This is a genomic window from Mesorhizobium sp. EU05-FHT14A09 (assembly GCF_058790995.1).
On record NZ_JBYTDF010000007.1, the window covers coordinates 24,097 to 37,421 of the forward strand.

Genomic DNA, 13,325 nt, shown 5'->3' on the forward strand with positions numbered 1-13,325 from the left:
CTTGATTATGTTCGAGCAGACGCTACATCCTCTAGCGACTAGAGGAGCAAGAGGAAAAATGAAGTCCGAATTGACGATCGGCGATGTGGCCCGGGAAAGCGGCGTGAAAGTGCCGACCATCCGCTATTATGAGCAGATCGGGCTGCTGCCAGAGCCGCCGCGCACGGACGGCAACCGGCGTTTCTACGACGAGAAGGGACTGCGGCGGCTCGCCTTCATCCGCCACGCCCGTGAGTTGGGCTTCGAGGTCGCAGCCATCCGCACGCTGCTCGCGCTGCAGGACGATCCGGCCCAGCCCTGCGCGACCGCTGACGCCATCGCCAAGGCCAGGCTGATCGAGGTGGAACAGCGCATTGCCAGCCTGATGGCGCTGAAGGCGGAGCTGGAAGTGATGGTCGAGGAATGCCGGCACGGGCGCCTCGCCGAGTGCCGGGTGATCGAGGTGCTGGCCGACCACGGCAAGTGCATGCACGACCACCACTGAAAATTACGCCGGCCGATGCCGGCGGCGACACCATCACATGCGCATCAGGAGGCCGCCATCGACGGCAAGCTCGATGCCGGTGATGTAGCTGGCGGCATCGGACAGCAGGAACAGTGCGGCGTTGGCCATATCCTGCGGTGTGCCGATGCGGCCGAGCGGCGCGTAATTCGCGACAGCCTGGCGCTTTTCTTCCGTATCCCAGCGGGCCTGCAGCGGTGTCAGCGCCATGCCCGGGCAGATGGCATTGGAGCGGATGCGCTCCGCGGCCAGCTGCATAGCCAGCGACTTCGACAGCGCGCACACACCGGCCTTGGATGCCTGATAGGCATCCTGCGGTGCGGGATCGCCGCGATACCACTGGATGGTCGAGAAATGCACCATGGCGCCGCCGCGGCCGCTCGAACGCATGAACGGCACCACGGCGCGCGCCGTATGGGCGAATGACTTCAGATTGATGTTGAAGACCTGGTCCCAGACGGCGAGGTCCATCTCCAGCACCGACTTGTCACGGCCGAACCACAGCACACCGGCGACATTGGCGAGATAGTCGACGCCGCCACGCGCCTTGCCGGCCGTGCCGACGGCCTTCTGCACAAAGGCCTCGTCGGTGAGATCACCCTGTTCATAGGTCAGCCTGTCGCCGAAAGAAGACAGCGATGTCGGACATTCCTTGACGTCGATCGCCGTCACCGCGGCACCGGATGCGAGCAGAGCGAGCGCGATGGCCTCGCCCATGCCACCGCCGGCGCCCGCGACTACTGCGTGCCTGCCGGCGAAATCAAACTCGACCATCGATATCCCTCCTCCATTCAGCGCTTGCTGTTGCAGCGGACAATAGGAGGGAGCACGCAATCCATCAAGCCGGAATAGAAAAAATTTGCCAAAATGGAAAATCGAGATATCGTAACCGGGATAGCACTCTTTATCCGGCGGACATCACACCATGAACCTGCGCACCGACATCCGATCGTTTCCTGTTACATCTCCCGTCGACGGCTCCGTCTATGCGCGCCGCGACTACGTCGATGGCACCGCCATCGACGCCGCGATGGCCAGGGCCCGTGCCGCACTGAAACCCTGGCAGGCAACGCCGCTCACCGAGCGGCTGGCGATCCTGCTGAGATTCGGTGAAGAGATGAAGGCGCGCGCCGGCCAACTGGCGGAAATGGTTGCATGGCAGATCGGCCGTCCGTTGTGGCAGGCCGACGAGACGCCGCGCCTGGCGCTGGTCGGTGAGTTGCTGGCCGAGGCCGCCGCAGAGACGCTGGCGGACCTGCCCTATCCTTCGGATGAGAACATCCGCCGCTATGTGCGCCCCACGCCCGGCGGCGTGCATCTTTCGATCTGCGCCTGGAACTATCCGACCGCGATGCTCGGCTATCTGGTGACGGCGCCGCTGGCGGCGGGCAATGTCGTCATCTTCAAGCACTCGCCGCAGACGCCGCTGATCGCCGAGGTGGCGGAAGAAGCCTTCCGCGCCGCCGGCGGTCCCGAAGGCGTCTTCCAGAGCCTGCATCTCGACCATGCCGACGCCGAGAGGTTGATCGCGTCGGGCGCCTTCAACGCCGTCAATTTCATCGGTTCCGTCAATGGCGGCCGCCGCGTGCACGCAGCAGCGGCCGGCACCTTCACGCAGGTCCACCTCGAGCTCGGCGGCAAGGATCCGACCTATGTGCGCGCCGATGCCGATCTCGATGCCACAGTGGCGCAGATCGCGGAAGGCACCTACTCCAATGCCGGCCAGTCCTGCTGCTCGGTGGAGCGCATCTATGTCGACCGCAGCGTCCATGATCGTTTCGTCGAAGCGCTGGTGGCAGAGACGGCGAAATGGACGATCGGCCACCCGATCGAGGAAAAACCGATGGTCGGCCCGGTGGTGCGCGCGACGGCCGCCGAGACGATCCGTGGGCTAACGGAGCAAGCCGTTCGCGCCGGCGCCAGACGGCTGATGCCCGACAGCGCCGCACAAAGGGCAGCTGGGCTTGGTGCCGCCTACGTCGCTCCCGACGTGCTGGTCGGCGTCGATCATTCCATGCCGATCATGCGTGATGAACTGTTCGGGCCGATCGCCTGCGTGCAGGCGGTCGACAACGACGAACAGGCGATCGGCCTGATGAACGACAGCGACTACGGCCTGAGCGCAAGCGTCTGGACACAGGACATCGACCACGGCACTGCGCTACTCGACAAGGTCGAAGCCGGCACCGTCTACCTCAACCGCTGCGACCATGCCGACCTCTATCTGCCCTGGGGCGGCATCAAGAACTCAGGCATGGGCCGGACAAACGGCCGCTCGGGCCTGATCGAATCAACTGCGGCGAAGTCCTACCATGTCCGCTCCAAGATCGCCTGAGCTCCGCCTCGCCCCCGCCGAGGCCCCGGCACTCGCGGCCGGCGCCGTCGAGTGCCTGCTCACCGCAGCGGCCAGCCCCTATCTGCTGATTGCGGAGCATGCCGGCAACACGGTGCCAGCACCCTGGCACGACCTCGGTCTTGCCGCGCCTTATCTTGAAACGCATTTCGCCGTCGACCTCGGCATCGATGCACTGACGCGCCGTTTGTCACAGCGCCTGCGCGCGCCGGCGGTGATTGCACATTATTCGCGGCTTTTCCTCGACTACAATCGCCCGGTCGAGGAATGGGACCACATGCGTCCGGATCTCGGCGGCATTCCGGTGCCGGCAAACCTCTGCCCAAGCGACGCCGACCGCAAGCTGCGCCGACAGATCGGCTGGGCCCCGCTGGAGCGGGCGATCGAAAACAATGCGCCGGGACGAAAAGCCCTCGTTTCGATCCACTCCTTCACGCCGGTCATGGCCGGCGTGCGGCGCAACATCGACATCGGCATCCTCTGGCGCGAGCCCTCGCCCTTCGTCTCGGCGATCCTGCAGACGATACAAGAGAGGGGCCATGCAGCCGGATTGAAGATCGGCGACAACGAACCCTATGACTGGCGCCAGGCGGTGGGTTACACACTGAACCGCCACGGCCTCCAGCAGGGTTTGCCCTGTTTCTATCTCGAGGTCCGCAACGACCTGCTCACGGATGCAGATCGGCTCGAGCAAGTCAGCCGGATACTCGAAGACAGTTTTTCCGAGGTGGCGAAAATCCTATGGCCGGACAACGCGGTAGCCGTCTAAGGCGTTTCCGTCGGAAACACTCCAGTTCCCTTGTCGACGCAAATCCGGCCGCGAACCGCTGCGCACTTTTGCTGGAATTGCTCCAGGCGCTGGACGCCCGCGGGCCGCCTCGCTACAGCTTGAAGGCGATTTCGGAGAATTGTTGCAGCGATTTTGGACCAGAGCCCGCGCTTGACGGACGACAGATGCAACAATTCTTCGAAATCGCCTGAATGGAAACACGACAGCCAGGGGCGTGGACGATGCAAGGCAATGTGGGATCCAAGATCCGGGATGCACGCAAGCAGCAGAACATCACGCTGCGCGAGCTCAGCGAGCGTTCAGGCCTTTCGGTCTCGCAGCTGTCCAAGCTGGAGAACGGCAAGGCCCGGTTGACGGTCGACGTCGCGCTAACCATCGCAGGCGTGCTGCACGTGCCGGTGGCATCGTTCCTGTTCAGCCCGAAACCCGGCATGCAGGCCAGGCGCTCGATCACCCGGGCTGGAAGCGGCGTGCTGCACGAAGGCAACGCCATGGTCTTCGAGGTTCTGTGCAGCGATTTCCGCGACAAAACCAATATCTTCTGGCGTGTCACGCTGCATGCGAAGTCGTTCGACGAAAATGGTGGCTGGCGCAGCCATTCGGGCGAGGAATTCATCCATGTGCAGAGCGGCAGCCTTGAGTTGCACACCATCCATTACGACCCGGTGATCCTGCAGCCGGGAGACAGCATCCTGTTCGATGGCGAGATGCAGCATGCCTATGTGTCGCTGGGAGAGGAACCGACGATCATGCTGATGTCGAACACCGTTCCACGCGACGGCGTGCCGAATGTCGGGACCGGCTAAGCCGGGGGATGAACCGCCGGCGAGCATTTACTTTTTCCAAAATGGAAAAAAATACTTGTTATGGAAAAGATACGGGTCTAGCATCCTGAAGACCAGCCGAAGGGAGCAAACAGCCCACGGCCGGAATGGGAGGCGAAACCGATGTTGTCGGTGGAGGCAGTCAGCAAGACATTCGGCGGCGTGCAGGCGTTGCGCCAGGCCTCGCTGTCTTGTGCCGCAGGCGAAATCCTCGGCCTGATCGGCCCGAACGGCGCCGGCAAGTCCACCCTCGTGAATGCGATTTCCGGCGTGCTTCGGCCCGACACCGGCAGTGTCAGGCTGGCGGATCGCGACCTGACGGGACGCGGCCCCGAAGAATGCGCCCGTGCCGGCATCGCCCGCACTTTCCAGAACATCCGCCTGTTCAAGGACCTTACCGTCCGCCAGAACGTCGAGGTCGCGCATATCACCTGCCGCGACGTCCGCCCCGAAGCCGCCGGCCGCATCGATATCGACAGTCTGCTTCAGCAGTACGAACTCGACGCAGCAGCGGACGCACCTGCCGGGACGCTTTCCTACGGCAGCCAGCGACGACTCGAGATCGCACGTGCGCTGGCGCTGGGCCCCTCGCTGCTTCTGCTCGACGAGCCGGCCGCCGGCCTCAATGAAAGCGAATCCGAGACACTGGCCGAGGCGATCGAGGCCATTCGCCACGACTTCGGCTGCGCCATCATCGTCATCGACCACGACCTGCGCTTCATCAACCGGCTCTGCGACCGGCTCTGCGTCATGGACCAGGGCAAGGTCATCGCCTCGGGCGACACGGCACAGGTCTGGCGCGATCCACGCGTCATCGAGGTCTATGTCGGCCAGGCTCAGCCGTCGTGACAGCATCCGCATAACAAGAACAAGGGAGGGTTCGAAATGGATAAACTGACTTTGGGAGCCGCCGTCCTGACAGCCGGGCTGCTGCAGGCGGCCCATGCCGGAGCGAGCGAGCTCAAGATCGGTCTGGCCGTGGCCATGACGGGCACCTATGCGCCCTATAGCGAGGCGGAAGGCGCGCGCTGCATGGCCGACAAGCTGAACAAGGCTGCGGGCGCGAACGACCCGAAGATCGAACTGATGATCGAGGACAATCGCTCGGATCCGCAGCTCTCCGTTTCGCTCGGCCAGAAGTTCCTCGATGCCGGCGCCCAGGTGATCACCGGCGTTCCGTTCCCGGATGCCCTGATCCCGACCGCGCAGATTGCCGAACCCTATGGGGCGACCGTCTTTTCCGCGCCCAATACACAGCTCGAAATGCAGCAGGCCGGCCTCGACAATTTCATCGCCGGCGCCGTGCCCGACCCGATCAACGCCGCGGCGACCGCCAACGCGCTGTACGGCAAGGGTGCGCGGACGGTGGCGCTGCTGGTTTCGCCCGATGCCGGTTCCTATTCGGAAAAGCTGCCGGAATGGTTCGGCGAGGTGTTCGAGCATCTCGGCGGCAAGGTGGTCTCCAAGCTCAACTACTCCTGGGGCACCACCGACTGGTCGCCGCAGATCGCCTCGATCAAGGCGCTGCCGCAGAAGCCGGACGCCATCCACATCTGCGCCGTGCTGCCGGATGTCGGCATCCTGATCCGGCAATTGCGCGCCAATGGCTATGACGGCTGGATCGCCGGTTGCGATGCCTTCGACGACAAGTCGCTGGAAGGAACCGTCGGCGATGTGGCGGCACTCGAGAAGGTGATGTTCACCACCCACGGCGCCACCGGCATCGACGGGCCGATCGATCACTTCCTCGCCCAGTGCAAGGCTGACGGCTACAAGGTGAACGGCATCTTCGACGCACTCGGCGCCGACATGGTGCAGGTGACCTATGAAGCCGCGAAGAAGGCTGGAACCACGGAAGCTGCGCCGCTGCGCGAAGCGATCCGTGCGCCGGGCGGCTATCCCGGCACCACCGCTCCGACAATCTCCTTCGCCGAAAAGAAGGGTTATCCGGTCAAGGCCGTCCCGGTCATCGGTTTCGCCAATGGCAAGCGCGTGCTGATCACCGATACGCCGCCGACCTACGTCCCGGCGCTCAAGTAACGGATTGCCCGGCCATGACATCGCGCAATGCCCTGCAAACCCGGATGCCATCGTGCTGACGGTCGAGAACCTGTTCGTCCGCTATGGCGCGGTCGCGGCGGTGCGCGACCTGTCGCTCGAGATCGGGCGGGGCGAGCTCGTCGCGCTGCTCGGCCCGAACGGCGCCGGCAAGAGCTCGACCATCAATGCGTTGACCGGGCTGGTCACGCCGACGGCCGGGCGGATCGTCTTCGACGGCAGGGACATTTCGCGCACACGCACCGAGGATCGCATCCGGGGCGGGCTCACCTCGACGCCCGAAGGCAGGCACATCTTCGCCAATCTGACGGTCGGCGAAAACCTGCGCCTCGGCGCGGCGACACGCCGCGATCCGAAAGCCGTGCGCGCCGATATCGACCGTTTCCTGGCGCTGTTTCCTGTCCTTGGCGAACGCTATGCCCAGGCGGCCGGCACGCTCTCGGGCGGCGAACAGCAGATGCTGGCCATCTCGCGTTCGTTGATGTCGCGGCCGAAACTGCTGCTGCTCGATGAACCGTCACTTGGGCTCGCACCACGCATCGTCGCGCAAATCTTCGATTTCATCGGACAGCTGAAGGCGGAGGGGCTGACCCTGCTGGTGGTCGAGCAGAACGCCATGCAGGCCTTGCGCTTTGCCGACCGCGTCTACGTCGTGAGCTCGGGCGCGCTGCGTTATGACGGGCCGCCGGCAAAACTTGCCGATGAGCACGGCCTGCTCAACCTCTATCTCGGCGGGTAGGTCATGGATTACGCCCTGCAACAGCTTCTGAACGCCCTGGCCTTCGGCGCGGAATATTCGCTTGTGGCGCTCGGCCTCGCCGTCGTCTTCTCGATCATGGGCCTCGTCAACTTCGCTCATGGCGAGATCATCGGAGTGTCGGCCTACAGCGTGTTCCTGGCGGCTGCCCTTGGCCTCACCTCACCGATCGTCGCGGTGCTTCTGGCGGTGGCGGCGGCGGCACTTGCCGCCGTGGCATTCGAACGCGTGGCCTTCCGTCCGGTGCGCTATGCACCGACGACCACCGGCCTGCTGACGGCGTTCGGCGTTTCGATCGTGGTGCAGAACATGTTCATGCTGCTGATCTCGCCGAAGCCGCAATCGGTCTCGATCCTGAACGGCCTCAATCAGATGTGGTTCTTCGGACCGTTCGCGGTGTCGTCGCTGCAGGTGCTGGAACTCGTTGTCTCGGGCCTCACCATCCTGGCGCTGGTGCTCTTTCTCAACCGCTCCACGCTCGGCCTCGCCATCCGCGCGGCCTCACGCGACTTCGCCACCGTCCGGCTGATGGGCATCCGCGCCAACCGCGTGATCGCGACAGCCTTTGCCATTTCGGGCGCTCTTGCCGGCATTGCCGCCGTCTTCATCCTGGCACGGCGTGGCTCGGTCTCGCCGGATCTCGGTTTCGGCCTCGTGCTCAAGGCCTTCGTCGCATGCGTCATCGGCGGCTTCGGCTCACTGGCCGGCGCTGCAGCAGGCGGCATGCTGCTCGGCTTCATCGAGGTTGGCCTGCTGGTGGCACTGCCGCAGGAATACGGGGGCTTCAAGGACGCGCTCACCTACGTGATCATCGTCGCGCTGCTCGTCTACCGGCCGGAAGGCCTGCTCGGGCAGCGCGTCGAACTGGGCGACAAGGAGATCTGACGTGAGCGAGAGCGCCGAGATCATCGCTGCCGGTTCACCGGATGCCGTGACACGATCCGGAAGCGGCAAAGTCCGCCGATCCCTAGTTGGAGGGCTCGTCACCGCGCTGCCGGTCGTTGTGATCGGTCTCGTCATCCTCGCCTTTGCGCCGACTTACTACACACATCTGGCGCTGGCGGCCTTCGTCAACCTGATCATCGTCGTCGGCCTCCAGGTGTTCATGGGCAACAGCAACATCGCCAATCTCGGCCACAGCGCCTTCGTCGGCATCGGCGCCTATGGCGTGGCGGTGCTGTCGACGCCGCTGGCGATGAAGAAGCTGTCCATCCCCAATGCACCGTTCGGGCTGGCCTTCGTCGAGCTGAACCCTTTCGTCGCCGCAGTGCTGGCACTGCTGGTCGTTGCTATCCTGGCGACCGTAAGCGGCAAGATCATCAGCCGGCTCTCGGGCGTTGCCGCCACCATCGTCAGTCTGGCGCTGCTCATCATCGTGCATTCGGTGTTCCTGAACTGGACGGACCTGTTCAAGGGCAACCAGGCTTTCTTCGGCATTCCCAAGGTGATCAACCTGCCGGCAATTGTTGCTGCATCGGTGGCCGTGATCATCGTCGCCCGCCTCTTCAAGGACAGCCGCTGGGGCCTGCAGCTTCGTGCCAGCGCCCAAAGCCCGCAAGCGGCTGCGGCTTTCGGCATCGATGCGAGGCGGCTGCGGCTGATGGCGTGGGTGCTGTCTGCATTGATCTGCGGGCTGGCGGGCGTGCTCTTTGCCTATTTCGCCGGCACGATCAGCCCGAAGCTGTTCTACTTCCAGCAGATCTTCATGACGCTCGCCATGCTGATCCTCGGCGGCATGGCAACGGTGACCGGCGCCGTCACCGGCGTGATCGTGCTCTCAGTCGGGCTCGAATTCATCCGCAGCATCGAATCCGGCGTGACGATCGCCGGCATCCAGCTGCCGCAGCTGCTCGGCCTGTCCGGCGTGGCGCTCGGTGTCGTCATCGTGCTGTGCATGGCTTTCCGGCCGGGCGGCATCAGTGGACGGCTCGAGCTCGACGAGCAGCTTTCCAGGTTTTTCCGGCGCAATGCCCGCTAGGCGGCGCCGATGTTTTCTCAGGGTGGAGGACAAAGTGGAGTTTCAGGACAAGGTCGCCGAGTACGGACCCAAGCTGGAGGCATTGCAGCAGAAACTGGCATTGGACGGCGTCGAATTCATTCAGGTGCACACGGTCGACACCTCGGGCGCATTCCGCTCGAAGATCACCCCGCTTAAGCTCTCCACCTACGGCGAAGCGATCAACGCCATTCTCTACTGCGTCGCGCATGGCGACGGCCAGCCGATGGGTGATGTTGCCTTCGCCTCGCCGACCGCGAATGAAGAAAACGGCTTCCCCAACATCAAGGGCATCATCGATCCGGGCACCGTCGTCCAGCACGGCTGGAAACCGGAATATGCCTCGGCGATCACCTTTTCCTACATGCTCGATGGATCGCCCTGCCCCTACGATCCGCGCGGCGTTCTCGCTCGTGTCGAGCAGCGGGCGGCGGCGCTCGGCTATGAGCCGCGCTTTGCGCTGGAATACGAGTTCGGCATCTTTCACGCGGATCACGACCTGATGCGCGCCGGCCGCTACCGCGAGCTGAAGCCCTGGGGTCATTCACTGACCAACTATGATCTGGTGCGCAGCGCCGAGTACCAGGACTTCGTCGCGGAGCTGATCCGCCGTATGAAGAGCATCGGCATCGGCATTGCCTCGGTGGTCACCGAATACGGCTTCGGCATGTATGAATATGCGCTGACGCCGAAGACGGCCCTGCAGGCGGCAGACGACGCGATGCGCGCCAAGCTGCATCTGCGCGAGCTCTGCGCCGAGCGCGGACTGGTCGCCACCTTCATGACCCGCTTCCAGCCACCCGGCAAGGAAAGTGCCTGCGGCGCGCACCATCACGTCAGCCTCTGGAAGGACGGCAAGCCGGCCTTCGCAGCCGGTCCGAACAAGCTGACGCCCGTGGCCGAGACATTCCTCGCCGGCGTCCTCACTCGCATGCAGGAGACGCATCTGCTGTTCCGGCCGACCGTCAATTCATATCGCCGTTTCGACCGAGGAGCCTGGTCGCCAGAGGAGGTTGCCTGGGGCTATGAAAACCGCACGGCACCGATCCGCGCCATCACCACGCCCAATGACGGTGCCTGCCGGTTCGAACACCGGGCACCGGGCGCCGACATCAATCCCTACCTGTCTATCGCGGCGATCCTGGCTGCAGGGTGCGAGGGCATCGAAAAGGAGCTCGCCCTGGAAGCACCGGTGGGCGGCGACCTTGCCACGCTGGGCAAGCCAAAGCTGCCGCATACGTTGAATGCTTCGATCGAGGCGTTCGCGGCATCCGACTTCTGCGCCGAAGCGTTCGGCGAGGCCTTCCGCGACAACTATGCGGAAAGCCGCCGCGCCGAACAGGCTGCCTTCGAAGCCTGGCAGGCGTCGCACATCACCGATTTCGAGTGGCAGCGTTACTTCATCAACTGACCCTAGAGCGTTTCCGTTTTTCACGGAAACGCGGAAACGCTCGAAGTTTTGTTTTCGTCGCATTTTTGTAACGCCAAGTGGTTCCTCTTGGCTGCAAAAATGCGCTGGATCACGCGCGCAGGACGACGGCGTCCGTACCTCAACCCCGATTTGTTGGCGGGCACTTCCGCAGTTGACATTGCACGATCCGGTATCAACATGGAGCGAAGTCATTCGGCTCCACGTTCCTGCGCGCAGTCCCTCAAGGCTCTGGTCGGGAAATCCGGGCGACCATCCCCACAGCTGTCCGATATTCGCGAAAATCGCGAAACTGTTTGCGACAAAGCGGCCCGATTGGCCCCTTGCGCCAAGCAAATGAGCGGAAGTACTTCAAGATAACTTGGGCGAGTGTGCCTTATGTCTGCTTGTCGATCACCCTATGCCAGGGAGATGGACATCATGCGCCGGCAAACCGGCACATGTGGACTGTCGGCGTTCCACGAAGGTCAAGACCGCGTTCCGTGCCATGCACAGCGCGGCATCGTGTTGCGGACGGCAAGGGGGCCGTGCGCGGGCGGTGAGGAGGAAACGGGCAGCGGAGGAAAAGCTATGCTCGAGAAGTATTTCGAACTGAAGGAACTGGGGACGTCGGTACGGATCGAAGTGATCGCCGGCCTGACCACCTTCCTGACCATGTCCTACATCATCTTCGTCAACCCGGAGATCCTGTCGACAACCGGCATGGACAAGAGCTCCGTGTTCGTCGCCACCTGCCTGGCAGCAGCGCTCGGCTCGCTGATCATGGCGCTGGTGGCCAAATGGCCTATCGGCATGGCGCCGGGCATGGGCCTCAACGCCTTCTTCGCCTTCGGCGTCGTCGGTGCCATGGGCTTCACCTGGCAGCAGGCTCTGGGCGCCGTCTTCATCTCGGGCGTGATCTTCCTGATCCTGACCGTGACCGGTATCCGCAGTTGGCTGATCGCCGGCATTCCACATTCGATGCGCAGCGCCATCGCCGCCGGTATCGGCATGTTCCTGGCCATCATCGCCTTGAAAAGCTCGGGCATCGTCATTGCCAGCGAAGCGACTTTCGTCACGCTCGGCCACCTGACCACGACCGGTCCGCTGCTCGCCATTCTCGGCTTCTTTATCATTGCATCGCTGGACGGCCTCAAGGTGCCCGGCGCCATTCTGATCGGTATCCTGGCGATCACGATCCTGTCGTGGATCCTCGGCGTCAGCCAGTTCCAGGGCATCGTCTCGATGCCGCCGTCGATCGCGCCGACCTTCCTGCAGCTCGACATCGTCGGCGCCATGCACACCGGCCTCGTCCACGTCATCCTGGTGTTCGTGCTGGTCGAAGTGTTCGACGCCACCGGCACGCTGATCGGCGTGGCCAAGCGTGCGCGCCTGATCGAGGAAGGCAAGCCGAACCGCCTCGGCCGTGCCCTGCTGGCGGACAGCAGCGCCATCGTTGCCGGCTCGCTGCTCGGCACCTCTTCGACCACCGCTTATGTCGAAAGCGCCTCCGGCGTGCAGGCCGGAGGCCGCAGTGGCCTGACCGCCCTGGTCATCGCGGTGCTGTTCCTGGCAGCACTGTTCATCTCACCGCTCGCCGCCTCGGTTCCGGTCTATGCGACCGCACCGGCGCTGCTCTATGTCGCCTGTCTCATGATGCGCGAACTGATCGAGGTCGACTGGACCGAGATCACCGAAGCAGCTCCGGCCGCGCTGACCGCGCTGATGATGCCGTTCACCTACTCGATCGCCAACGGTCTCGCCTTCGGCTTCATCAGCTACGCCGTGCTGAAGACGGCAACCGGCAAGTTCCGGCAAGTGCATCTGGCGACCTGGCTGGTGGCGATCCTGTTCGTCATTCGCTTCGCCTTTGTCGAATAGAGCATGATCCCGAACCGAAGGTCAGCGAAGGAAAAAGTTGCAGACTTTTCGGACAAGATCACGCGGCAAAATAAACCTGGAGCGTTTCCGCGTTTCCGAAAAATCGGAAACGCTCCAGCACCGACGGAGAATGAAAAAAGCCGCGGCTGGATGTGGATCCGGCCGCGGCTTTTTTTATGATCCGAAGTAGCTCCGGTCAGATGTCGAATTTCAGCACGACCTCGACTTCGTCGTCATACATGTCGCCGGTTTCTCGGAAGCCCAGCCGCTTGTAGAAGCCTTCGGGGCTGGCGGTCCCAAGCCCATAACTGGTGTAGAGTTCGCCGATACCGCGCGCCTTAAGGTCCCGGATGACGAGGCCGATCGCCCTCTCGCCAAATCCCTTCCCTTGGTACGGCCCGCCGATCATCAGGCGCCACAGGAACACGCCGGGGCAATCGATGCCGTCATCGTGGTCCGCACCAATGTGCAGCATGAGAAAGCCGACCGGTGTATCCTCGGCATAGATGGCGCGGAACCAGGCGTTCTCGGAGAAATGCGCCTCGGCGATCGAAGTGCCGTTGTCGGCGACCTTGTTGCGCTGTTCTTCACTCAACGTCTCGCTGAGATCGCAGATATCGGAAACGGTCTGGGCCGTGATCCGCCGAAGCGTCACTTCGGCATCGGCAGACGGATACTCATCACTCATTGCTGTATTTCCTGGTTCGGTTCCGCCAGCGAGTCACCCCTCTGGCGGCAACAGCCGGTATTGGCAAA

At 63.4% G+C, this 13,325-nt stretch carries 13 protein-coding genes; 11 read left to right on the plus strand and 2 right to left on the minus strand.

Annotated features, from left to right (window positions below):
- The first annotated feature begins 58 nt into the window (after window positions 1-58).
- A complete protein-coding gene (locus tag AC3WTO_RS21915) occupies window positions 59-484 on the plus strand; it encodes a MerR family transcriptional regulator (RefSeq protein ID WP_492463036.1) in 426 nt (141 codons plus the stop codon).
- Window positions 485-517: 33 nt separating this feature from the next.
- Here the strand turns inward: AC3WTO_RS21915 and AC3WTO_RS21920 are convergent, their stop codons facing one another.
- Window positions 518-1,276 carry an SDR family NAD(P)-dependent oxidoreductase gene (locus AC3WTO_RS21920; RefSeq protein WP_492463037.1) on the minus strand — a complete coding sequence of 253 codons (759 nt, stop codon included), beginning with the start codon at window positions 1,274-1,276 and terminating at the stop codon, window positions 518-520.
- Window positions 1,277-1,427: 151 nt separating this feature from the next.
- Here AC3WTO_RS21920 and AC3WTO_RS21925 point away from each other — a divergent pair, with 151 nt between their 5' ends.
- The 10 genes from AC3WTO_RS21925 (at window position 1,428) to AC3WTO_RS21970 (ending at window position 12,569) form a co-directional block, all read left to right on the plus strand.
- Entirely contained in the window at window positions 1,428-2,837 is a 1,410-nt protein-coding gene (locus AC3WTO_RS21925) for an aldehyde dehydrogenase family protein (protein WP_492463038.1), read from the plus strand.
- Complete coding sequence (locus AC3WTO_RS21930) at window positions 2,815-3,624, plus strand: N-formylglutamate amidohydrolase (protein ID WP_492463039.1); 810 nt, start codon at window positions 2,815-2,817, stop codon at window positions 3,622-3,624. Before AC3WTO_RS21925 ends, AC3WTO_RS21930 begins: the two co-directional genes overlap by 23 nt.
- A gap of 242 nt (window positions 3,625-3,866) precedes the next feature.
- Window positions 3,867-4,451: a helix-turn-helix domain-containing protein gene (locus AC3WTO_RS21935; protein ID WP_492463040.1), complete on the plus strand. Its 585-nt coding sequence runs from the start codon at window positions 3,867-3,869 to the stop codon at window positions 4,449-4,451.
- 141 nt (window positions 4,452-4,592) lie between these two features.
- Window positions 4,593-5,318: an ABC transporter ATP-binding protein gene (locus AC3WTO_RS21940; protein WP_492463041.1), complete on the plus strand. Its 726-nt coding sequence runs from the start codon at window positions 4,593-4,595 to the stop codon at window positions 5,316-5,318.
- Between the two features lie 36 nt (window positions 5,319-5,354).
- Complete coding sequence (locus tag AC3WTO_RS21945; RefSeq protein ID WP_492463042.1) at window positions 5,355-6,509, plus strand: ABC transporter substrate-binding protein; 1,155 nt, start codon at window positions 5,355-5,357, stop codon at window positions 6,507-6,509.
- A 52-nt stretch (window positions 6,510-6,561) separates the two neighbouring features.
- A complete protein-coding gene (locus AC3WTO_RS21950) occupies window positions 6,562-7,266 on the plus strand; it encodes an ABC transporter ATP-binding protein (protein ID WP_492463043.1) in 705 nt (234 codons plus the stop codon).
- Between the two features lie 3 nt (window positions 7,267-7,269).
- On the plus strand, window positions 7,270-8,169 hold the full coding sequence (locus tag AC3WTO_RS21955) for a branched-chain amino acid ABC transporter permease (RefSeq protein ID WP_492463044.1): 900 nt from the start codon (window positions 7,270-7,272) through the stop codon (window positions 8,167-8,169).
- 1 nt (window position 8,170) lies between these two features.
- Window positions 8,171-9,262, plus strand: coding sequence for a branched-chain amino acid ABC transporter permease (locus tag AC3WTO_RS21960; protein WP_492463045.1), 1,092 nt, complete (start codon window positions 8,171-8,173; stop codon window positions 9,260-9,262).
- Window positions 9,263-9,296: 34 nt separating this feature from the next.
- Window positions 9,297-10,691: a glutamine synthetase family protein gene (locus tag AC3WTO_RS21965; RefSeq protein WP_492463046.1), complete on the plus strand. Its 1,395-nt coding sequence runs from the start codon at window positions 9,297-9,299 to the stop codon at window positions 10,689-10,691.
- A gap of 588 nt (window positions 10,692-11,279) precedes the next feature.
- The gene (locus tag AC3WTO_RS21970) at window positions 11,280-12,569 is read left to right on the plus strand and encodes an NCS2 family permease (RefSeq protein WP_492463047.1); all 1,290 of its coding nucleotides are present in this window, start codon (window positions 11,280-11,282) and stop codon (window positions 12,567-12,569) included.
- A 196-nt stretch (window positions 12,570-12,765) separates the two neighbouring features.
- Here AC3WTO_RS21970 and AC3WTO_RS21975 read toward each other — a convergent pair whose 3' ends face one another.
- The gene (locus AC3WTO_RS21975) at window positions 12,766-13,257 is read right to left on the minus strand and encodes a GNAT family N-acetyltransferase (RefSeq protein ID WP_492463048.1); all 492 of its coding nucleotides are present in this window, start codon (window positions 13,255-13,257) and stop codon (window positions 12,766-12,768) included.
- Window positions 13,258-13,325 lie beyond the last annotated feature (68 nt).